This window comes from Bacillus sp. FSL W7-1034 (genome assembly GCF_038593365.1).
GTDB lineage: Bacteria > Bacillota > Bacilli > Bacillales > Bacillaceae > Bacillus > Bacillus altitudinis.
Genome location: NZ_CP151989.1, coordinates 1,600,817 through 1,621,547, shown reverse-complemented (window position 1 = coordinate 1,621,547; position 20,731 = coordinate 1,600,817). Strand labels below are relative to the sequence as shown.

Sequence of the window (20,731 nt, the reverse complement as noted above, 5' to 3'; positions counted from 1 at the left end):
CCTCTATTGTTTTTTACTTAATCAGTGCATTACAGTCAACGATGAGTGCAACCTGACCGTCACCTAAGATTGTTGCGCCTGATATCGCAAATACGTTTGGTAGGTAATCACCAAGTGATTTCAATACAACCTCTTGCTGACCGATAAACGAATCGACCACAAATGCTGTTAGCTTGTCTCCTTTACGGACAACAATAATGTGCAGTTCTTCTTCTAAATCATTCGCATTTGGTACGTTGAACTGTTTCTTCAAGTACACAACCGGTACGATAAATCCACGGAAATCAATGACTTCACGATCATGCGTTTGAAGGATGTCACTCTTCTTAATGACAGCCGTTTCTATAATAGAAGAAATCGGAATAGCAAATGTTTCTTCCTCTAGTTTCACAAGAAGTACGGAAATGATCGATAATGTGAGTGGAAGCTGAATTGAGAACAGTGAGCCTTGACCTTCTGTTGAGTTAATACTCACAGAACCACCTAATGATTCCAGCTTGTTTTTCACAACGTCAAGACCTACACCTCGGCCCGAGATATCAGAAATCGTATCCGCTGTAGAGAACCCTGCTGCAAAGATCAATGAATCAATTTGGTGATCTTCAAGTGTTTCCGCTTCTCTTTCTGTAATAACCCCGCGCTCTAATGCTTTTTCAAGGACCTTTTTACGGTTAATCCCGCCTCCATCATCTTCGACTTCAATGAAGACATGGTTTCCGCTATGATATGCTTTTAAAAGAACAGTTCCTTTTTCTGGTTTGCCTTTTTTCACACGTTCTTCTGGTGATTCAATCCCGTGATCGAGACTGTTTCTAAGTAAGTGTAAGAGCGGATCGCCAATTTCATCGATCACTGTTCGATCAAGCTCTGTCTCAGCACCTTCAATGATCAGTTCAATTTTCTTATTGAGCTCTTTCGTCAATTGACGAATCATACGTGGGAATCTGTTAAACACCGTTTCTACAGGCACCATTCTCATGTTCAAGATGATCGATTGCAGGTCTCCAGAAATACGGGACATTCTTTCCACTGTATCCGTGAGTTCGTTGTTTTCAAGTTCTTTGGCAATCTGTTCTAAACGTCCTCTATCAATGACAAGCTCTTCAAACAGGTTCATAAGCGAATCTAGACGATCGATGTTGACACGGATCGTTTTCGTTCCGCCAGCAGCTGCACCGTTATTGCCATTTGCTTTTGGCGCATCGTTTGCTGGCGCTTTAGCAGCAGGAGCTGCGACTTCTTCATTTTTCTGCTCAGGTTTCTCTGCTTTTGTTTCAGCCGGAGCCACTTCTTCAAAGGCAGAGACTTCAGAAATCTCCACTTGTTCAACCTCTGAGATCGCTGTCACGATTTTTTTCACTTCTTCCATCGGCTGTTTCGATAAGTAAGAAATGCTGAATTCAGATTCAAAATCTTCTGATTCTAAAAGTTCTGCATTCGGAACCGTTTTGACAACTTCTCCTGCTTCGTTCAGTCTTTCAAAAATCATATAGACACGAACGGCTTTTAATAAGCATGCGTCACTTAATGTCACGTTCAGCTCATAACATTTAAAGCCTTGTTCTCTCGCTTCATCAAGAACTGTTCGTTCAAATTCGTTATAGTCTAGGTCGCTTGCAGCTGATGATGCTTCAGCAGTCTCAACGGCAGAGGCTGTTTCTGCATGGCTTCCTGTCACATCTAGTTTTTTACTAATCTCCGTGACATCACGTTTTCCATCCCCGCCCTCTGCAATCGATTGAACCATTGCTTCAAGGTGATCGAGTGCTTCAAACATCGTATCCATTGATTCAGGAGTGACAATCATTTGTTCGTTTCTGATGGCATCAAACATGTTTTCTAAATGATGTGTTAATTGAGCCATATCATCAAAGCCCATCGTTGCACTCATGCCTTTCAGTGTATGAGCGGCTCTGAATATATCATTCACTAGCTGCAAGTCTGTTGGGTTCTTTTCTAATTCAAGAAGTTTTTCATTACAAGTTTGTAAGTGTTCTCTGCTTTCATCTAAAAAGATATCTAAGTATTGGTTTACATCCAACGTGTTCACGCCCTCTCTTTTTTCATGGAGCTTATAATTGCATGTGCGATGTCATCCACATGCCTTGTTTCATGTGCAAGGCCTGCTTTAATGACTGATTTAGGCATTCCGAAAACAACACATGATTCTTCTTTTTCTGCAATGACTTTTGTATGACCGCTTGCGACCATTTTTTTGACACCTTCTGTGCCATCACTACCCATTCCTGTCATAATGACAGCGATTTTCTCGTAACCTTTTATGTTGCTGATGGATTCAAATAAATAGTTAACAGAAGGTTTGTGACGGCTGTCAGTGTCTTCTGGGGACAGCCTGATCACTAAAGCTGCCCCTTGTTCATGAAGTGACATATTCAATCCACCAGGAGCTATGTAAGCCACTCCATTTTTAGCGATGTCTCCATCTTGAGCTTCTTTGATCGTAATTTGTGATAAATGATCTAATCTAGTAGCCAGCGATGCCGTAAATCCTGCCGGCATATGCTGCACAATCAAAATCGGCGCCTCTATGTCTTTTGGCAGCTTCGTGACGACTCGTTGAAGCGCCCTAGGCCCTCCCGTAGAAGTTCCGATTGAAATAATCTTTCGGAGTGATGAACCGCTTCTTACTTCTTGCAGGCGGGGAGCGACCGCTGGAATTGGACTTGGCGGCTTCATGAACGGCTTAGGAGAAACTTGTTTCTCAGTACGTTTTCTCGACAGGCCTGCCGCAAGTACCCGCTCTACAATTTGACCTCTTACTTTGTGTAAATCGAGCGAAATACTTCCTGAAGGCTTTGTCACAAAGTCAAAAGCACCGAGTTCTAAGCAATGGATGGTTAATTCCTTCCCTTGCTTCGTCTGGCTTGACACCATAATTACAGCAAGGTCGTGTTCAGCCAGAATTTGTTTTAATGCTTCTGTTCCATTTAGAACAGGCATTTCCACATCAAGTGTGACAACATCTGGATTCAATTCCTTAATCCGCTTTAAGGCATCTTCTCCATTTCGCGCCGTTCCGACGACTTCAATTTCTTGCTCGGCACTTAGGAAATCACTGATGAGTTTTCTCATAAAAGCCGAGTCATCTACTACAAGCACTCTAATCATGAGTCCACCTTCCTCCTTTTAAAAAAAGAGGACAACTTATCTATAAACGTATGCTGCTCTCTCCGTGCCTCTCTTGTCTGCTGATGATACAGTGTTTCAGCCAGCATTTTAATGGTTTTACTTAGCCTTGAATGAGGCTGCTTCATATAAAATGGAATTTGTTCAGTGACTGCTTTAGGAACAGCAGGATCATCAGGCACCGCCCCAGCAAACACAAGCTTTCGGTGTAGAAAGGATGTCACCACTCCTGCTAATTTCCGGTACGTTTCAGACCCTTCTGACGGGGTTTTACACCGGTTGACGATGATTTGAACAGACTGTTCAAACTGATGAATGGCTAAGTGCTTAATTGCGCTGTAGGCATCCATGATGGATGTTGGTTCTGGCGTTGTCACAACGACCACCTCTCCTGCCGATAAGACAAAAGGGAGTTGATCTTTTGACAAGCCTGCACCCATATCAAAGAATATACAATCAAAGTCATTCAATATTTTCTCCATCTCTTCTAAAAAGAACGACCATTGATCTTTGTCTAAAGAAAACAGCTGTTCAAGCCCGCTTCCGCCAGAAATGTAATACAGATTGTCCGTTCCTTTTGTCATAGCCGCTTGGAAGGATTTTTTTCTAACAAGCACGTCTAATATAGAGCTGGTCGATGTTTTCCCTAGTAAAATATCAATATTCCCCATGCCAAAGTCGAGGTCGATGATGAGCACTTGCTTGCCCGTACTTGCGATAGACAGTGCCATATTCAGCGTTAAATTCGATTTACCTACTCCGCCTTTACCGCTCATGACAGCAATGGTTTTCGCCTGTCCATTCGCACGAAGAGTGTTCGGTACAATCAGTTGATTCTGCTGAACAAGCTTTCTTAAACCTTCGGCTTGGTCAGGCTTCATCATTGTAAGACCATCCTTGTCAAATCAAGGGGGGAACTCTCAAGAATATCCTCAGGCACATTTTGACCATTTGTTAAAAATCCGAGCCCGATTTGAGATTCTGCAATGATTTGAAAGATCGTTCCCATCGTGTCTGTTTCATCAACTTTTGTGAAAATAAATTGATCGATTGGAACATGTTCAAAACGTTTGACCATGGCTTTCATATCCTGATACTTCGACGTCGCACTCATGACAAGAAAACTTTGAATGCTTTCATCAAATGGAATGATATCCGTCAGCTCTTTAATATACGCCTCTTCTTTAAAGTTACGGCCTGCTGTATCGATGAAAATATGATCATAGTCTTTAAAGGTCTGCTGTGCTTTCACAAAGTCCTCTCTTGAATAACAAACTTCAAGAGGTGCATTCAGCAGTTCAGCATATGTTTTTAGTTGTTCAATCGCTGCAATCCGGTACGTATCTGTTGTGATAAAAGCAATTTTCTTTTGCTGCTGAATAGCCGTTTTCGCAGCCAGCTTTGCAATCGTTGTCGTTTTACCAGCACCAGTTGAACCAAACAGCACAATGTATTTCGAACGAATCATCGGCTCATCAGAAGTGTGAGCCGGCAGCATCCCTGTGAGTAGTTTTTCAAGTTCTTTTTCAATCTGCTCTTCTTTCACAGCACCTTTTGTTAAAAGACCCTTTAAGCACTCATCTCGAATCTCATCATCAAGACCTTGATCCTTTAGCTTTTGATCCATTTTCATGAGAGAATCCGGCAAGATCCCGGCATGGCGTTCGTTTCTTGCATATTCTATAGGCTGAGAATGAGAAGGCGCTGCTTTGACTGCTTGAGCAGCAGCCGGCAGCTCTTGTGTAAGGTGTTGAGTCTGCTCCTTTTTCGGTAACACCGGGATAGGCGCAGCTGCTGGTTGTAATCCTTTACCGGCTCTTTCTTCAAAATCTTGATCCAGCACTGCAATCACTTCGACCATTTGCTGTTTCTTTAAACCGAACAGCTTTCGTTTGACAACGGTTTTCGAATTTAATATGACGGCATCTTTCCCAAGCTGCTGCCTGATTTGAATCGTTGCCTCCTGCATAGAATTCGCTGTGATTTTTTTCATTTTCATTAGATATCCACCACTCCGATGCTCTGTACTTCCACATTTGCTTCTAGTTCGTTATAAGATAGTACCGGTAATTCTGGGAAATATCTTTCTAACAACTGTTTGACGTACATTCTTATAGGAGGTGAGCATAATAGAACCGGCGTTTCCTGACGAAGCGAAAGCTGTTCAATTTCTCTCGCCACTGATTGAATCACACTTTCAGAGGATTCTGGATCTAACGATAAGTAGTTCCCATGCTCTGTTTGCTGCACGCTGTCTGCAATCACCTTTTCGACTCGGCCTGAGCATGTCACGACTTTCAGTGATTCATTTTCTCTTGCATACTGTGCAGTAATCTGTCTTGCAAGTGCCTGTCTAACATACTCTGTTAGCAAGTCTGTATCAGTCGTTAATTTTCCGTAGTCTGCAAGGGTCTCAAAAATGGTCACAAGGTTTCGAATGGAGACCTTTTCTTTCAGAAGTTTTGCAAGTACTTTTTGGATATCCCCGACTGCTAGTGGATTCGGTGTTACCTCATCTACTAGAACTGGATAACTTTCTTTCAGATGATCGATTAATTGCTTCGTTTCTTGGCGTCCAAGCAGTTCATGGGTGTTCTGTCTAATCTTCTCTGTGATGTGGGTAGACACAACAGATGCTGGATCGACCACTGTATACCCAAGCATTTCAGCCTGATCTTTTTCTGCTTCTGATATCCATTTTGCCGGCAGACCAAAGGATGGTTCGATTGTTTCAATTCCTTCAATCGGATCATCATCAGGCGTTGGAGACATCGCTAAGTAATGATCGAGCAGCAGCTCTCCTTTTGCCACTTCGTTCCCTTTTATTTTGAGCCTGTATTCATTCGGGTTCAGCGCAATGTTGTCTCGAATACGGACAACTGGAATGACAAGACCTAGTTCAAGAGCAAGCTGCCTTCTGATCATGACAATTCGGTCTAGCAGGTCTCCGCCTTGATTGGCATCTGCAAGTGGGATTAACCCGTAGCCAAATTCAAATTCAATGGCATCCATTTGCAGGAGATGAATGACGCTTTCTGGACTTTTCATCTCTTCTACCTCTGCCTGTTCTTCCAGTACTTCTTCAATCTCTTCTTGATCCTGTTTGTTTTTCGACATCATGTACGCACCGAGTGCAAGTAAACCTGCGATCGGCCCTGTCAAAAGTACGCCAATTGGCGTAAACAATCCAAGCAGGAAGATCGTACCTGCTGTGACATAAAGCATGGCAGGGAAGGCAAAGAGCTGACCCGTAATGTCTGAACCAAGGTTTCCGTTAGAAGCCGCTCTCGTGACAACAATCCCTGTCGCTGTTGAAATAAGAAGTGCAGGGATCTGCGAAACAATTCCATCCCCCACTGTTAAAAGAGTAAAGTGGGAAGCTGATTCTTGAATTGACATTCCTTGCTGAATCATCCCAATAATGATGCCAAAAATAATATTGATAATGACGATAATAATACCTGCGATGGCATCCCCTTTAACGAACTTACTTGCACCATCCATTGCACCATAAAAGTCTGCTTCTCTTGCTACTTTTTCACGGCGGTTTCTAGCTTCACTTTCTGTCAGCATTCCTGCATTCAAATCTGCGTCAATACTCATCTGTTTACCTGGCATCGCATCGAGTGTAAATCTGGCCGCAACCTCTGATACACGCTCTGCCCCTTTGGTGATGACAATAAACTGAATGATGATCAGAATAAGGAAGACAACCAGACCAACGAGTATATTGCCCCCAACAACAAATGATCCAAACGTTTCTACAACCTTACCAGCATCTCCAGTTGATAAAATAGAACGGGTTGTAGAGATGTTAAGCCCTAAACGAAACAGTGTTAAGAGCAAAAGCAAAGATGGAAAAATGGAAAATTGCAGTGGTTCTTGCATGTTCATTGTGGTGAGAAGCACGATAAGCGCAAGAGAAATATTAATAATGATTAAAATACTTAATAGGATGGGCGGAAACGGTATGACCAGCATCGCCACGATTAAAATAACACTGAATAAAACAGATAAATCTCTTGCTGACATGCCTGTTCTCTCCTTTTAAAACCAAAAATTCATAAAATCTTTTGTTTCGTTTTATATACGTAAGCCAAAATTTCTGCGATCGCCTTAAAATACTCTTCCGGCACCGCTTGGTCGATATCCACTTGATCATAGAGGGCGCGGGCGAGTGGCCGGTTCTCTACAGTCATGACATCATGTTCTTTCGCAATTGTTCTAATTTTCAAAGCCAAAATATCTGTTCCCTTTGCCACAACATAGGGTGCGTCCATCTTTTCTTCGTCATATTTCAAGGCAATTGCGTAGTGGGTCGGGTTTGTAATGATGACGTCCGCTTTTGGGACTTCCTGCATCATCCGTCTCATGGCCATTTCCCTTTGCCGCTGTTTAATTTTTGATTTTATGAGCGGGTCACCCTCTGATTTTTTATACTCATCTTTGATGTCTTGTTTAGACATCCGTAAGTTTTTTTCATAATCAAATTTCTGATACATATAATCAAGCCCGGCTAAGATCAGAAGAGCACCTGCTGCATATAGCCCCATAATCAAGGTCATATTTGCCACGAAATGAAGAGTTTCCTCTGCAGTGAGTAGAGGGAGCCGCAAGATTTCGTCAAAGTGCATCCATAGAGCGATAAATGTTGCAAAACCAACAAAACCAATTTTCAAAATGGATTTTAATAGCTCAACGAGTGCTCGAATACTGTATATTCGTTTAAACCCTTTGATTGGATCGAGTTTTTCTAATTTCGGTTTGATTACTTCTGTCGAAAAGAGAAAGCCAACCTGCAAATAGTTACTAATGATCCCTGCAAGCATCCCAACACCAAGAATTGGCATGAGGAGGAGACCTGTCTCTTGAAGCAATTCCAAGAACAACTGGTGAATATTAGATGTGCTAACCTTCATTAGCATCGTTGTTGAATAAAAACGTTCAATGAGCGCAATAATACGCTCTTTCATAAAAGGCCCAATAAAAAAGAATGATAAAAAGATTAGTAGAAATGAGATGGCTGTATTGACGTCGGTACTTTTGGCAACCTGCCCTTTTTTACGTGAATCCCGTCTTTTTTTCGGTGTTGCTTTTTCTGTTTTTTCACCTGCGAAAAATTGCAAGTCGAGTCTAAGTCTTGTCGTCATGACGAACCACCGACCAATGCTAAGAAATTCCTCATGGTGAGCACAATCGTTTCAAATGTATTTTGGACGACCCCGAAGATGACACCCATACAAATGATGATCATAATAAAACTCACGCCCATTTTAATGGGAAGTCCAACGACAAATACGTTCATTTGTGGAACTGTACGTGCCACAATTCCTAATGCCAAATCGACTAAAAACAAACTAGCCACAACAGGTGCTGAGATTTGAAAGGCTATGATGAACATTTGGTTGAAGCTCTTTGCAATAAAGTAAGCAAAGGATTCACTACCGAAGTTCAGCGCATACTGATCAACTTGAATATATTGAAAACTGTAATAGATTCCATCAAGCAGCAAATGATGTGCATTTGTTGCCAGCATCAGTAGCAAGGTCACCGTATAAAAAAACTGCCCCATCAGCGGCGTTTGCGCCCCTGTTTGTGGATCAATAATATTGGCGATTGCAAAACCCATTTGAAAATCGATGAATGAGCCGGCAATTTGAACTGCGGACACCATGATATATGCAATCAGTCCAAGAAGAAGTCCGACCATTGCTTCTTTCACGGCAAGCATCATATAAAGACCATCGATATCGAGTGCTGGCGGTTCTTTAATGGTGCTAAAACTAATGACAGCCAAAAACAGTGAAAAACCAACTCTGTGAACTGCTGGTATCGTTCGATGCGCTAATAGCGGCACTGTCACGAAAAAAGCGGTGATCCGAATGAAAACGAGAAGAAAGGCAGGAAATAATTCTATGATTGACATCTCTGATTAACCTGCAAATCGATCTAAATTCGAGAACAGCTCTGTTGTAAATGACACAATTGTTGAAAGCATCCACGGACCAAACACAACAAGCCCAATGAGCACTGCAACAATTTTCGGAATGAACGCAAGCGTCTGTTCTTGGATTTGGGTTGTCGCCTGAAACACACTGACAATTAGTCCCACGATTAGTGCGAGCGCTAGAAGCGGCCCGCTGACAAGTAATACAACATACACTGATCTTTCAGCCATCGTAATGACAAATTCTGAACTCATGTTTTAAGCACCTACTCTAAAAGCTTTGCAGCAAAGATTTAACAATCAAATACCATCCATCAACTAATACAAATAACAATATTTTGAAAGGGAGCGATATCATAACCGGCGGAAGCATCATCATCCCCATCGACATCAGGACACTTGCGACCACCATGTCAATAATTAAAAATGGAATAAAAATCATAAAACCAATTTGAAATGCCGTCTTTAATTCTGAAATTGCAAACGCTGGTACCATCGCCGTTAAAGGAATATCTTTAATCGATTCAGGGGTATCCATTTTTGCGTAACTAAGAAATAAAGCCAAATCTTTCTGTCTCGTATGTTTACTCATAAACTCTTTAATTGGCACTTCGGCTTTTTCATAGGCCTGATTTAACGTAATATCATCATTTAAAAGCGGCGTGAGTGCCTCTTTATTAATCTCTGAGAACGTGGGTGCCATAATAAAAAATGTGAGAAACAAAGCAAGTCCTACAAGCACTTGGTTTGGCGGCATTGAGTTGGTTGCAAGTGATGTTCTGACGAACGAAAGAACAATCACAATCCGTGTAAAACAGGTCATTAAAATAAGAATGCCTGGTGCAACTGAAAATACAGTTAACAATAAAAGAAGACGGACAGATGTGCTAATATTCCCTGCGCCACTGGAATTAAATAAATCGATAAACTCATTCATTTTGTTTCGGGCCTTTCTTTCTGACTTCTGATTGGGTCTTTTTCAATTCGGCTAGCTGCGCCTTTAAATTGGCTGAAAAAGAAGAAGTGGTCGGCTGATCGTGTTTCTTCACTTGCGATGTTAATTTTTGCATCATTTTCGGTAAGTCAGTCTTACTTTCCATCGCTTCTTCGTATTGTTTCACAATCGCTTCGCATTCTTGTTCATCATCGATTTCTTTTAGTAGCTGGATTGAGTCTGCTACGCCGACAACTAATACTCGTTTGCCCACTTTGATCAGCTGAACTGAACGATTTTGACCAACCGTCGTTCCGCCAATATTTTCAACATAGCGAAATGGCTTGAGTAAGCGGTTTTGCTTTCCAACAAATCTCACCAATCCGTAAATGAGCAGGATGACAAAAAGTAAGGCACCAATCATTTTGACAAAATCCATAATGGAGACAGAAGAAGAGGGAACTTCTTCTGCCGGATTCGTTTGATTGTCAGTGGTTTTCTTTTCTGTATCCTTTTTGCTTTCTTTCTCATCTTTGATCCAGTCATTCACCATGCCATTTTCAGGATCTTTTGTTTCAGCAAACAGTGAGGCTGGCTGCGCTGTCAAGAAAAGCATAAAACTGATCATTGCTATACATATCAAACGTTTTTTCAACAAGTCTTACACCCTTTTTTAGCCTAACGTTTTATTAATTGCTTCAAGTACACGGTCTGCCTGGAATGGCTTCACGATAAAGTCTTTTGCACCTGCTTGAATGGCATCAATAACCATTGATTGTTGTCCCATCGCTGAGCACATAATGATTTTTGCAGAAGCATCGATTTGTTTAATTTCTTTTAATGCTGTGATCCCGTCCATTTCTGGCATTGTAATATCCATTGTGACTAGATCAGGAGATGTTTCTTTAAATTTTTCAACAGCTTGTGCGCCGTTTTCTGCTTCTCCTACTACATCAAATCCGTTTTTTACAAGAATATCCTTAATCATCATTCTCATGAATGCTGCATCATCTACGATTAATACCTTAGTAGCCATTTACTTATTCTCTCCCTATATGTTTGTTTATTTTAAATTAGAAAGTCTTTCAGACTGACTTAAAATGTCAGTCACACGTACACCAAAGTTCTCATCAATGACAACAACTTCTCCTTTGGCGACGATTCGTTTGTTGACCAGAATGTCGACTGGCTCACCTGCAAGTTTGTCCAGTTCAATGATACTTCCAGCGGAAAGTTCAAGTACTTCTTTCACACTGCGCTGCGTTCTTCCAAGCTCCACTGTAATGGAAAGTGGAATATCCATCAGCATATCAAGATTACCGAGCTGACTTGTTGTATGCTGAGGCTCACTAAATGCCTCAAATTCAACTGGCGCCACATTGACAGGTTCTGCCGGCTTTGGCTTCGCCTGTCTTTTCGGCGGTGCCGATTGCTGCATAGGAGCAGATTGTGCTTGCGGAGCAGCCTGCTGTGGTTCAGGTGCACTCTGAGGTGCTTCTTGAACCGGCTCTTCTTCCGCTGGGTCTGTTAATTCTGCAATCAAATCTTTCGCAAACGTAATAGGGTAAAGCTGCATAATATTTGAATCTATGAGTTCACCTATTGTTAATCTAAAGGACACTTTGACAAGCATCTCTTCAGCTGGAATGCGGTCTGTGCCTTCTCCTTCTTTCACATCAAGCAACTCAACGCGAGGCGGAGAAATATCAATCTTTTTATTAAAGACTGTTGACATGGACGTCGCTGCTGAACCCATCATTTGGTTCATCGCTTCTTGTACTGCACTTAAGTGAATTTCACTTAACGACGGGTCAGCATTTGTTCCATCTCCGCCCATCATTAAATCCGCAATGACTGCCGCATCGGTTTGCTGGATGACAAGCAGGTTACTAGCGCTAAAGCCTTCCGTATAATTCACTTCAATCGCGACATACGGATGAGGAAATTCCTCATTCAGCTTGCTTTTTTGAATCACTGTGACAGTTGGAGTTGTAATCTCCACTTTTTGACTTAATAGGGTTGAAAGTGCTGTTGCAGAGCTTCCAAATGATATATTTCCGATTTCCCCAATGGCATCTTGTTCCATTGCAGAAAGGAGTGTATCAGGCTCTATATCGTCATTGCTGCCTCCTTTAAGGAGCGCATCGATTTCATCTTGTGATAATTTACTTCCGTTATTCTCCATCTTCTTCACCTCTTATGTCGTGATCTAGAATTTGAATCGCCTGTTTCCGATTCACGCGGCCGGCCTGTCCCAAGAATTTCGGTTTATTTCCGACCATAACAGTAAGAGGCGCATTTACTGGTTTGTCCAAGGCAATACAATCACCAATTTCCAAATTCAAAAACTCTTCCACCGTCATTTCCGATTGTCCAAGCTCTGCGACTACCGGTATTTTCGCCGTCATAATCCGTTTTTCAATGGCCTTTGTTTCTTCTTGTTTCGGTTCATTTCGTTCAGATTGCATCCAGTAGTGTACAGACAGCTTCGGAATAATAGGCTCTAATACTACGTGAGGAATACAGAGGTTAATAACCCCGCTTACCTCACCAATTTGTGTATTAAGAGAAATGACGACAACTGTTTCGTTTGGTGACACCATTTGAACAAACTGGGGATTTACCTCGAAATCTGCCATTTCTGGCTCGATGTCGGTTATGGACTGCCACGCTTCTCTGTAGTTTTCCAAAGCTCCCTCAAACATGTTTGAGATAATCTTTGTTTCGATTTCTGTCAGTGATTCTGTCTTATTATGACTAATGCCAATCCCACCCATCAGCCTATCCATCATGGCATAGCCAATCGTTGGGTTCACTTCAAGCATGATTCTTCCTTCAAGCGGGCTGACATAAAATAAGTTTAATAATGTCATATTAGGAATCGAACGAATAAATTCTTCATATGGCACTTGGTCAACCGAGCTGACAGAAATTTGAATATATGATCTTAGCTGCGCTGAAAAGTGTGTGGTAAGCAGTCTAGCGAAGTTATCATGAATTCTTGTTAAACTTCGAATCTGGTCTTTTGAAAAGCGCAGTGCACGTTTAAAGTCGTACACTTTCACTTTTTTCGTCGTTTCTTCTTTTTTCAGCTCTTCTGCATCCATTTCGCCTGTTGATATGGCGGATAATAATGCGTCGATCTCATTCTGGGAAAGCACTTCTCCTGACATTTCTTCACCTCCATCGTGTCAATTAATCGCCTCTATTGCAGATTAAAGGAGGTTATATAAACTTCTTTCACCTTGCCATCTTGCAAATAGTTATTCACTTTGTTTTTGACCTGTGTTTTAAAATGTTCTCTGCCTTTTTTGCCATCAAGTTCATCTGCATTCGTGTCTGATAAAATGTCAATCACGGCATCTTTCACTTGGAAGCTTCTTTTTTCAAGCTCTTCTTTGGCTTTTTCTGAATCAGTTTCAATATTTAGTACAAGTTTAACCGCATTTCCTTCAGATTTTAAATTGGTCACAATCTCAGGAATTTCAACAGAAGCTTTTACGACTTCATCTGCTGTTGGCTCTTTTTCTGCTTTTGCTTCGTCTGACCCATTCACCAGAAAGAAAATACCTGCTCCAATTCCGACGATAGCAATAATCATGATTAGCATTACTACGACTAATTTCTTCTTCATTCAAACTCCTCTATTCCTTGATTCAATGAAATGACTTGGATTTTTCTATAGAAAGAAATGATTTTCTCCTGAAGCTGCTCTTCATCTTCTTTCACAACGAATTTCTTTCCATTGGCGAGTGTAATGGTCGTGTCTGGAAAGCTTTCGATTTGCTCGATATGGAGAGCGTTGAGCATAAATCCTTTGCCATTTAATCTTGTCACTTCAATCATATTAAGCAGAGAAGCGATAAACCGCTCCTCCTACCTCCTATCGTTTCAGATTCACAAGTTCTTGCAGAATTTCATCAGATGTTGTGATCGTCTTTGCATTCGATTGGAATCCACGCTGTGCGATAATCATTTCTGTAAACTCGTCTGTTAAATCAACGTTTGACATTTCGAGTTTACCTGTTTGAAGTTCACCTGTTCCTTGAGTTCCAGGAGCCATGGCATTACTTGGTGCACCGGAACTGAGCGTTTGGCGATATAAGTTATCCCCAACTTTATCTAGTCCTCCTGCATTACTGAAAGACACAAGTGATACTTGTCCAACAGTACGAGAAACGTTGTTCTCAACAACAGAAACGGTCCCATCTGGCCCAACACTAACACTTGACACATTGTCTCGTGGAATGTTGATTCTCTGCCCATCCATGCCAAGAAGATAGTTTCCATCAGATGTTACTAAATTCCCTTCTGAATCAGGTCTGAAGTTCCCTGTTCTTGTAAAAAGGATTTCACCTTGCTTTTCAATACGGAAAAATCCATCTCCATTAATATAGAAATCATATGGTTCGTCTGTATTTTGAGAAGAACCTGATGTCATGATTTTATCAATAGAAGATAAAGCTGATCCTAATCCAACTTGTTTTGAGTTGATTGAACCAGAGTTATTCGTCGGTCCACCAGAACTTGCAATGGTTTGACTGACCATATCTTTAAAAGTGATACGGCTTTTTTTGTATCCGTGTGTATTGACGTTGGCCACGTTATTGGCTACAACATCTAATTTTGTTTGGAAGTTTTTCATTCCGCTAATTCCTGAGTAAAGTGAGCGTAACATTTATTTTCCTCCTCGATTTGCTTACGATTTTTCTCCAACAGTTGTAACATCCCATGGGCTGATTTTCGTTCCATCTTCTAAATATAGGAAGTATTCATTGTCTATGTTTTTCACAGACTTCACAGTACCAGATATGTCTTTATCATCTTGTTTGCCCGCTACTTCTTTACCAATCCATCCTACATATGTCGTAAATGGATCTTGGTGTGCAACAAATGTAGACATGATCTGATTCATTTGAGTGATAGATTCGTTCATATTCATTTGCTGTTCTAAAGAAGAAAATGTTGCAAGCTGTGTGACAAACTCACGGTCATCAATCGGGTTTGTCGGATCTTGGTTTTGAAGCTGCGTAAGTAAGATTTTCAAGAACTGATCTCGGCCAAGTGTATCTGTTTTCTTTGCTGCGTTTGAAGAAGTGTCCGCTTGTGCGGCTGTTCTATTCGTCGCATCAACAGTTGCCATTAGATCTCCTCCTCTTCTTCTTCTGATCCAACAAGCGCATCTAGTACATCTTGGAATTCAGCTTCCTGTTCTTCAGGCTGCTGGAAACTTTGTCCTTTTGATGGCTGCTGCTTGCCTTCCTCATTAAATTGTCCAAAAGACGGCTGCTCATTTGACTGAAGCGGTATATGGAAACGGTCAACTTGAACCGACATATTCGGTAGCGCCTGCTTGAGCTGCGGCAGATGATGCTCGAGCAGCTCTTTTGCTGCTTGCGTTGAAGCTGTAATTTTACTCGCATACATCCCGTTTTGTTTCGTTAGCTGGATGGTAATAAACCCTAGATTTTCTGGATTTAATCGTACGGTAAACCGTCCGCTTGAATTGCCAAATGGTGTGAACTTCATTTGTTTCCACGTATTTAAAATCTGCTGATCAACCGTGCCTGGCTTTTCGTCAGTTGTTTGCGTCTGCTGCACAGGAGCAGCTGATTGCAGTTGGAAGAACTGTTTATGCCCTGGAAGCAGCGTATGGGTGATTGTTTTTTCAGAAGCAGGTGCCGTAGTGCCTTGACCTTTGGTGACTTCTTTTTTCATGAGCCATTCAAGTGAGGCAACACCTTTTGCTGGAGATGAGAAGGAAGATTCTTGCCTTGGAGCAACCATTTCTTTTAACTCTCCTAAGGAAATTTTCCACTCTTTATCTGACCCTTTCGCATTCGCCATCATATGATCGATTAACTGATTAAAGTGTTTCAGCTCGCTTTGCGACATATTATTCAGCTTAGGTGCCGATCCTTGCGCGAAGAACTGCTCTTTTACTTGTTGAATGAGCTTTTCATCTGCTCCGTTTTTCGTTAGAAACTTGATGAAATCTTCACCTTTTGCTTGAATATCCTGTACAAGTTTTGCATCAAAGTTAACCGGCTGCTGATTCAGTATTTGATATAAGAAAAAGTGGACTTGTATGAGCTGTTCACTATGTTCAGCAACTGGCTTCTCATCCTGATCGCCATAGATAACCGATTCCATCTTTTGAAATAGCTCTTCAAGTGACTTTAAGTCAGCCCCCTCAAGCTTTTGACCTTGCAGCGCCTGAAGTGCCGCAAGAAGATCTCCATCTATTCCTTCTTGAGGTGATTGCATCCATTTTTCAATGATTTGCATCGCATCATTCATGGATAGAGTAGTTTCCGCTGGCTGAGAAATAGCTGGACCACTTTGAATACCTGCGCCATTTAACAATTGTTTAAACAGGCCGCGAGCAGATACTGCCCCCTCTCCCTTTAGTCCCGAGAGACCTTGGGAAGATTGCTGTAAGGCTCCAATGTCCAATAGCTTCACTTATTGTCCACCTCCATTTTCACTTTCTTCTTTTTTGGCAAGCTCCTTCGTGAACGTTGCTGCCTTCTGAGGTGTCAGTTTTGCTAATATGTCCGTCAGCTTATTTTTACTCAGCTCTTCAAGGATCTTCAAAGCTTCTTTATCACTTAGCTCTGATAGAATTTTGGCAGATTTCCCTGCATCCATGCTTTCATAAATGCTGGCGATCTTTCCTTTTGATTGCTGATTAGAAGATGCTGACGAATCAGTTGAAGATCCTGATGCGTTATTACTTGATGATGTACTGTTTGATGAACTGTCACTTGCTGACGTGTTCTCTTTATCAGAGGTTTTTTCAAGTGAATTGATTTTTTGATTCAATCGTTTAATCTCTTCATCACTTGTCTTCAAGTCTTTTTGAGCAATTTCAAGTTCATTCTCTTGTTCTTTAATCGTCTTTTTCAACGCTTTCAACTCTGTATCACGTTGATCGTTATTTGAAGATGACGTTTTTGATGTGTCATCTGATCCAACCAAGCTGCTAATCCCCGGAATGTTTTGGAGCGGTTTCTTTAGATCATAACCTGCCATATAAAGGATTGTGCCCGTTACAATCACAAGCACAACCAATGGGATAATGACAATAAACAAGATCCATTGAAATTTACCGCCGCCGCTTGATTCCTTTGTTTTTTCCTTCTTAGGCATTCATCTCGACTCCTAATGTCCTTGAAACATGAATTGGCTGATAGAGATATCATCCATTTCTTTCATTTCAATTGCCTTATGTTCAAGGGAGAACTTTTCAAATTGCTTTTCTTTCATTTTTTCAAACTTTTTAAACTCAATATTTTTTTCTGTTAAATCAGATTGTTTTTCATTCATTTGATGGCGTTTCATGATCACAAGCTGCTGATAATGATGAATGGTGTTATCTAAGTTCGTCACAAATTGCTGATAATGACGCATTTCTTGAACACTCATCCCACTTCTCAGCTTTTCTTCTTTGCTCTTTTCCATTAGCTCTTTTTTACTCATATTTTCATAGAGTTTTTCAGCGGCTTGCTCAAATGCCGAAACGGATTGTTGATACGCTGCGAGTGATTTGTCCTTTTCACTTTCTTTCAATTCTAAGAGCTTTTGAAATTTGTATTGATATCTCACTGTTTTTGTCAATCCTCTCTATTCATCAAACTGAGCAATATCCTCACGCTGTCTTCAATCGATACAGCCTCTTCAACGTCCTGCTTCAAAAATGAAATCAGTTGTGGGTAAGCTTGCATGGCCTCATCAATATCTTTAGAGGAGCCTTTTTTATATGCTCCAATGTTAATGAGGTCTTCAGCGTTTTGATATGTGGATAAAAGCTGGCGGAACCGGTTAGCCGCTTCCTTGTGATCATGACTTGCGATATTACTCATGACACGACTGATACTTTTCAGAATATTGACAGCTGGAAACTGTCCTTTGTTGGCCAGTGCACGATCAAGTACTATGTGGCCATCTAAAATCCCCCGCACTGTATCAGCGATTGGCTCATTCATATCGTCACCATCAACAAGCACTGTGTAAAACGCTGTGATGGAACCAAGTTGATTTGTACCAGTTCGTTCTAGCAATTTTGGCAGTATAGCGAACACTGAAGGCGTATATCCTTTTGTTGTTGGCGGTTCACCGGTTGCAAGTCCTATTTCGCGCTGTGCCATGGCGACCCTTGTGACAGAATCCATCATAAACATGACATTTTTGCCTCTGTCTCTGAAATATTCGGCAATAGCTGTTGCAGTATAGGCTGCTTTTAATCTTGTCAGTGCGGGCTGATCTGAAGTTGCGACAACAACAATCGAACGCTTCAGTCCTTCAGCTCCTAAATCTTTTTCGATAAACTCGCGAACTTCACGTCCACGCTCTCCAACAAGTGCAATGACATTGAGATCCGCTTCTGTCTGCTTGGCAATCATCCCCATCAAGGTACTTTTACCAACACCGCTTCCCGCGAATATGCCAATTCTTTGACCAGTGCCGACTGTGAGCAAGCTGTCAATCACTCTGACACCAACGCCCATTTTTTCACGAATAGGCGGTCTGTCCATCGGGTTTGGAGGAGATTGTTCTGTTGAGACAGGTGCAAGTCCTTTAGGAAGCATGCTGCCGTCCAGTGGATCACCGAAGGCATCAACAACCTGCCCGATTAAACCAGTTCCTACTTTGACCTTTAACGACTCACCTGTTGCTTCAACAAGACTGCCTGGTGAGATGTTAGAGGCTTCTACGTAGGGCATGAGCAAAATGTTTTCATCTTTAAAGCCAACGACTTCTGCTTTGATTGGATGATTCTTACTCCCTTTTTTGTGAATAAGACATACATCACCGATTGAGCTTTCTGGCCCCTTGGACTCAATCATCAGTCCAACAACTCGATTGACTTTACCAAAACGTTTGTAAGGATCGGCGGTTTCAATCGTTTCTTTTAGCACATCTATGTTCATTTGTGATCACCTGAATCAATGACTTCTAATAACTTTTCTTTTAACTGATTCATTTGGGTATCAACACTCGCTTCCACTTTTCCAAAGCTTGTTTCGACGTAACAAGTACCTTTTGGTGCTTTTTCATCCGAGTAAATGGCAAGATGTGTATTCTTTTGAAGGATTCTATTTAATTCGTCTTTATATTCCATCACATGTTCGTAATGTGCAGGGTCGACATAGATGGAAATATCGTCATATTCCTTCACTTCTGAAACGACCTGCTTCACTAGCGTTAAAAATTGTTCTTTTGTGTCCTCAGCTGCATTCCATACTCGTTTAGCGAGCTCAAACGCAAGTTCGACAATTTCTTCAGCAGAGCTTTCGATTTTTGCTTCATAGTCCTGCTTTGCAAGGCTGACAATGTCATTCGCTTGATCAAGAATCGATTGATACTGTAAATTCGCATCTGCTTCGCCCTTTTGAAAACCATCTTGATATCCTGTTTGTTTCGCTTCTTCAATGAGCTGTACTCTTTCTGCTTCAAAATCAGCTCGCCGCTGATTGATTTCAGCCATTGTTTGTTCCAGCTCACGATTTGCTTGTTCTAAAATACGGCTTGCTTCATCTTGTGCATCACTTAATACAAGCTGAGATGCTTCTGTCTCGTTGACAAGCTCTTCTTCGTGATGTTCTCTTTTGAATTCCACTTGCTGCAAGGGAATGGTTTGACGGCCTTGTTCAGGAATAACAGATGTTTCATGTTTGATAATCCTAGACAATGATATCGTCTCCTCCACCTCGAGCTATGACGATTTCTCCAGCCTCTTCAAGTCGTCTTACGATGCTGACAATACGAGTCTGTGCTTCCTCGACATCTCTAAGCCGGACAGGTCCCATAAACTCCATTTCTTCTTTGAACGTTTCGACCATACGTTGCGACATGTTGCGGAAGACAATTTCTTTGACTTCTTCGCTTGCCACTTTGAGTGCAAGTAGTAAATCGTCATTTTCAACATCTCGAATCACGCGCTGAATGGCTCTGCTATCAAGAGTAACAATGTCTTCAAAGACAAACATACGTTTCTTAATTTCATCAGCAAGCTCAGGATCTTGAATTTCCAGTGTATCTAAAATGGTTTTCTCCGTTGCACGGTCTACACCATTCAGTACTTCGACTACCGCTTCGACTCCGCCCGTTTGGGTATAATCTTGCGTAAAGGTTGAAGAAAGCTTTTGTTCAAGAATACGTTCCACCTCATTGATGATCTCTGGAGATGTGCGATCCATTAAAGCAATTCTTCTTGCAACCTCAGTTTGTACTTCCTCGCCTAACTCAGATAAAATCTGTCCAGCCTGTACTGGATCTAAGTAGGAAAGAATGAGCGCAATGGTTTGTGGATGCTCGTGCTGGATAAAGTTTAAAATTTGCTCTGGGTCAGCCTTTCTAGCAAAATCAAATGGTTTCACTTGAAGTGAGGATGTTAAGCGATTTAAGATGCTGTCCGCTTTGTCCTCACCAAGCGCTTTTTCAAGCACTTGTCTTGCGTACATAAGGCCGCCTTGTGATATGTAGTCCTGCGCGATGGCAATGCTGTGAAACTCTTCGATGACTTCATCTTTTTTAGCAGTATCTACACTTCGTACATTGGAAATTTCTAATGTTAATTTTTCTATTTCGTCTTCAGACAGATGTTTGTATACAGATGCTGACACGTCTAGCCCTAAGGAAATCATTAGGATTGCTGCTTTTTGTCTGCCTGTTAGTCGATTTGGATCTTTTCTCGACAT

The 20,731-nt window shown here is 41.5% G+C and carries 23 protein-coding genes; all 23 read right to left on the bottom strand.

Going from position 1 to position 20,731, the window contains the following annotated elements:
* Positions 1 to 13 precede the first annotated feature (13 nt).
* The 23 genes from NST73_RS08315 to fliG are packed head-to-tail and all read right to left on the bottom strand — an operon-like array spanning position 14 to position 20,731.
* Positions 14 to 2,041, bottom strand: coding sequence for a chemotaxis protein CheA (locus NST73_RS08315; RefSeq protein ID WP_039166663.1), 2,028 nt, complete (start codon positions 2,039 to 2,041; stop codon positions 14 to 16).
* 5 nt (positions 2,042 to 2,046) lie between these two features.
* On the bottom strand, positions 2,047 to 3,129 hold the full coding sequence (locus NST73_RS08310) for a chemotaxis response regulator protein-glutamate methylesterase (protein WP_024720361.1): 1,083 nt from the start codon (positions 3,127 to 3,129) through the stop codon (positions 2,047 to 2,049).
* A complete protein-coding gene (locus tag NST73_RS08305; RefSeq protein WP_342499507.1) occupies positions 3,126 to 4,031 on the bottom strand; it encodes a MinD/ParA family protein in 906 nt (301 codons plus the stop codon). The genes NST73_RS08310 and NST73_RS08305 overlap by 4 nt, the downstream gene beginning before the upstream one ends.
* The gene (gene flhF / locus NST73_RS08300) at positions 4,028 to 5,146 is read right to left on the bottom strand and encodes a flagellar biosynthesis protein FlhF (protein WP_017359083.1); all 1,119 of its coding nucleotides are present in this window, start codon (positions 5,144 to 5,146) and stop codon (positions 4,028 to 4,030) included. Before flhF ends, NST73_RS08305 begins: the two co-directional genes overlap by 4 nt.
* On the bottom strand, positions 5,146 to 7,179 hold the full coding sequence (gene flhA / locus NST73_RS08295) for a flagellar biosynthesis protein FlhA (RefSeq protein ID WP_045034262.1): 2,034 nt from the start codon (positions 7,177 to 7,179) through the stop codon (positions 5,146 to 5,148). The genes flhF and flhA overlap by 1 nt, the downstream gene beginning before the upstream one ends.
* A gap of 29 nt (positions 7,180 to 7,208) precedes the next feature.
* A complete protein-coding gene (gene flhB, locus NST73_RS08290; protein ID WP_008344784.1) occupies positions 7,209 to 8,297 on the bottom strand; it encodes a flagellar biosynthesis protein FlhB in 1,089 nt (362 codons plus the stop codon).
* Entirely contained in the window at positions 8,294 to 9,073 is a 780-nt protein-coding gene (fliR, locus tag NST73_RS08285) for a flagellar biosynthetic protein FliR (protein ID WP_007499578.1), read from the bottom strand. Before fliR ends, flhB begins: the two co-directional genes overlap by 4 nt.
* Before the next feature lie 6 nt (positions 9,074 to 9,079).
* On the bottom strand, positions 9,080 to 9,349 hold the full coding sequence (gene fliQ / locus NST73_RS08280; protein ID WP_003211206.1) for a flagellar biosynthesis protein FliQ: 270 nt from the start codon (positions 9,347 to 9,349) through the stop codon (positions 9,080 to 9,082).
* 16 nt (positions 9,350 to 9,365) lie between these two features.
* A complete protein-coding gene (gene fliP, locus NST73_RS08275) occupies positions 9,366 to 10,031 on the bottom strand; it encodes a flagellar type III secretion system pore protein FliP (RefSeq protein ID WP_007499580.1) in 666 nt (221 codons plus the stop codon).
* Positions 10,024 to 10,683 carry a flagella biosynthesis regulatory protein FliZ gene (gene fliZ / locus NST73_RS08270; RefSeq protein WP_041090515.1) on the bottom strand — a complete coding sequence of 220 codons (660 nt, stop codon included), beginning with the start codon at positions 10,681 to 10,683 and terminating at the stop codon, positions 10,024 to 10,026. The genes fliP and fliZ overlap by 8 nt, the downstream gene beginning before the upstream one ends.
* A gap of 18 nt (positions 10,684 to 10,701) precedes the next feature.
* The gene (locus NST73_RS08265) at positions 10,702 to 11,064 is read right to left on the bottom strand and encodes a response regulator (protein WP_003212360.1); all 363 of its coding nucleotides are present in this window, start codon (positions 11,062 to 11,064) and stop codon (positions 10,702 to 10,704) included.
* 27 nt (positions 11,065 to 11,091) lie between these two features.
* Positions 11,092 to 12,213 carry a flagellar motor switch phosphatase FliY gene (gene fliY, locus NST73_RS08260; RefSeq protein ID WP_007499588.1) on the bottom strand — a complete coding sequence of 374 codons (1,122 nt, stop codon included), beginning with the start codon at positions 12,211 to 12,213 and terminating at the stop codon, positions 11,092 to 11,094.
* Complete coding sequence (gene fliM / locus NST73_RS08255; protein WP_008354483.1) at positions 12,203 to 13,201, bottom strand: flagellar motor switch protein FliM; 999 nt, start codon at positions 13,199 to 13,201, stop codon at positions 12,203 to 12,205. Before fliM ends, fliY begins: the two co-directional genes overlap by 11 nt.
* A gap of 32 nt (positions 13,202 to 13,233) precedes the next feature.
* Positions 13,234 to 13,662 (bottom strand): flagellar basal body-associated protein FliL, encoded by a 429-nt coding sequence (gene fliL, locus NST73_RS08250; RefSeq protein WP_041507304.1) that lies wholly within the window; start codon positions 13,660 to 13,662, stop codon positions 13,234 to 13,236.
* The gene (locus NST73_RS08245; protein WP_008344794.1) at positions 13,659 to 13,874 is read right to left on the bottom strand and encodes a flagellar FlbD family protein; all 216 of its coding nucleotides are present in this window, start codon (positions 13,872 to 13,874) and stop codon (positions 13,659 to 13,661) included. Before NST73_RS08245 ends, fliL begins: the two co-directional genes overlap by 4 nt.
* A gap of 37 nt (positions 13,875 to 13,911) precedes the next feature.
* Positions 13,912 to 14,706 (bottom strand): flagellar basal body rod protein FlgG, encoded by a 795-nt coding sequence (gene flgG / locus NST73_RS08240; RefSeq protein ID WP_144678820.1) that lies wholly within the window; start codon positions 14,704 to 14,706, stop codon positions 13,912 to 13,914.
* A 21-nt stretch (positions 14,707 to 14,727) separates the two neighbouring features.
* Positions 14,728 to 15,171, bottom strand: a complete 444-nt coding sequence (flgD, locus tag NST73_RS08235) for a flagellar hook assembly protein FlgD (protein WP_144678821.1) — start codon at positions 15,169 to 15,171, stop codon at positions 14,728 to 14,730.
* A complete protein-coding gene (locus NST73_RS08230) occupies positions 15,171 to 16,493 on the bottom strand; it encodes a flagellar hook-length control protein FliK (RefSeq protein WP_342499506.1) in 1,323 nt (440 codons plus the stop codon). Before NST73_RS08230 ends, flgD begins: the two co-directional genes overlap by 1 nt.
* Positions 16,494 to 17,180, bottom strand: a complete 687-nt coding sequence (locus tag NST73_RS08225) for a MotE family protein (RefSeq protein WP_144665396.1) — start codon at positions 17,178 to 17,180, stop codon at positions 16,494 to 16,496.
* Between the two features lie 12 nt (positions 17,181 to 17,192).
* Positions 17,193 to 17,636, bottom strand: coding sequence for a flagellar export protein FliJ (gene fliJ / locus NST73_RS08220; protein ID WP_024720352.1), 444 nt, complete (start codon positions 17,634 to 17,636; stop codon positions 17,193 to 17,195).
* An 8-nt stretch (positions 17,637 to 17,644) separates the two neighbouring features.
* A complete protein-coding gene (gene fliI, locus NST73_RS08215; protein ID WP_008344803.1) occupies positions 17,645 to 18,961 on the bottom strand; it encodes a flagellar protein export ATPase FliI in 1,317 nt (438 codons plus the stop codon).
* Positions 18,958 to 19,722 (bottom strand): flagellar assembly protein FliH, encoded by a 765-nt coding sequence (gene fliH, locus NST73_RS08210; protein WP_024720351.1) that lies wholly within the window; start codon positions 19,720 to 19,722, stop codon positions 18,958 to 18,960. The genes fliI and fliH overlap by 4 nt, the downstream gene beginning before the upstream one ends.
* Positions 19,715 to 20,731 carry a flagellar motor switch protein FliG gene (gene fliG / locus NST73_RS08205; RefSeq protein ID WP_034281776.1) on the bottom strand — a complete coding sequence of 339 codons (1,017 nt, stop codon included), beginning with the start codon at positions 20,729 to 20,731 and terminating at the stop codon, positions 19,715 to 19,717. The genes fliH and fliG overlap by 8 nt, the downstream gene beginning before the upstream one ends.

Excerpts from the sequence above, each read along its gene's own strand:
- NST73_RS08310 (WP_024720361.1), bottom strand. The coding sequence starts at position 3,129 with ATGATTAGAGTGCTTGTAGTAGATGACTCGGCTTTTATGAGAAAACTC.
- NST73_RS08305 (WP_342499507.1), bottom strand. The coding sequence starts at position 4,031 with ATGATGAAGCCTGACCAAGCCGAAGGTTTAAGAAAGCTTGTTCAGCAG.
- flhF (WP_017359083.1), bottom strand. The coding sequence starts at position 5,146 with ATGAAAATGAAAAAAATCACAGCGAATTCTATGCAGGAGGCAACGATT.
- flhA (WP_045034262.1), bottom strand. The coding sequence starts at position 7,179 with ATGTCAGCAAGAGATTTATCTGTTTTATTCAGTGTTATTTTAATCGTG.
- flhB (WP_008344784.1), bottom strand. The coding sequence starts at position 8,297 with ATGACGACAAGACTTAGACTCGACTTGCAATTTTTCGCAGGTGAAAAA.
- fliR (WP_007499578.1), bottom strand. The coding sequence starts at position 9,073 with ATGTCAATCATAGAATTATTTCCTGCCTTTCTTCTCGTTTTCATTCGG.
- fliQ (WP_003211206.1), bottom strand. The coding sequence starts at position 9,349 with ATGAGTTCAGAATTTGTCATTACGATGGCTGAAAGATCAGTGTATGTT.
- fliP (WP_007499580.1), bottom strand. The coding sequence starts at position 10,031 with ATGAATGAGTTTATCGATTTATTTAATTCCAGTGGCGCAGGGAATATT.
- NST73_RS08265 (WP_003212360.1), bottom strand. The coding sequence starts at position 11,064 with ATGGCTACTAAGGTATTAATCGTAGATGATGCAGCATTCATGAGAATG.
- fliY (WP_007499588.1), bottom strand. The coding sequence starts at position 12,213 with ATGGAGAATAACGGAAGTAAATTATCACAAGATGAAATCGATGCGCTC.
- fliM (WP_008354483.1), bottom strand. The coding sequence starts at position 13,201 with ATGTCAGGAGAAGTGCTTTCCCAGAATGAGATCGACGCATTATTATCC.
- fliL (WP_041507304.1), bottom strand. The coding sequence starts at position 13,662 with ATGAAGAAGAAATTAGTCGTAGTAATGCTAATCATGATTATTGCTATC.
- NST73_RS08245 (WP_008344794.1), bottom strand. The coding sequence starts at position 13,874 with ATGATTGAAGTGACAAGATTAAATGGCAAAGGATTTATGCTCAACGCT.
- flgG (WP_144678820.1), bottom strand. The coding sequence starts at position 14,706 with ATGTTACGCTCACTTTACTCAGGAATTAGCGGAATGAAAAACTTCCAA.
- flgD (WP_144678821.1), bottom strand. The coding sequence starts at position 15,171 with ATGGCAACTGTTGATGCGACGAATAGAACAGCCGCACAAGCGGACACT.
- NST73_RS08225 (WP_144665396.1), bottom strand. The coding sequence starts at position 17,180 with ATGCCTAAGAAGGAAAAAACAAAGGAATCAAGCGGCGGCGGTAAATTT.
- fliI (WP_008344803.1), bottom strand. The coding sequence starts at position 18,961 with ATGAACATAGATGTGCTAAAAGAAACGATTGAAACCGCCGATCCTTAC.
- fliG (WP_034281776.1), bottom strand. The coding sequence starts at position 20,731 with ATGTCGAGAAAAGATCCAAATCGACTAACAGGCAGACAAAAAGCAGCA.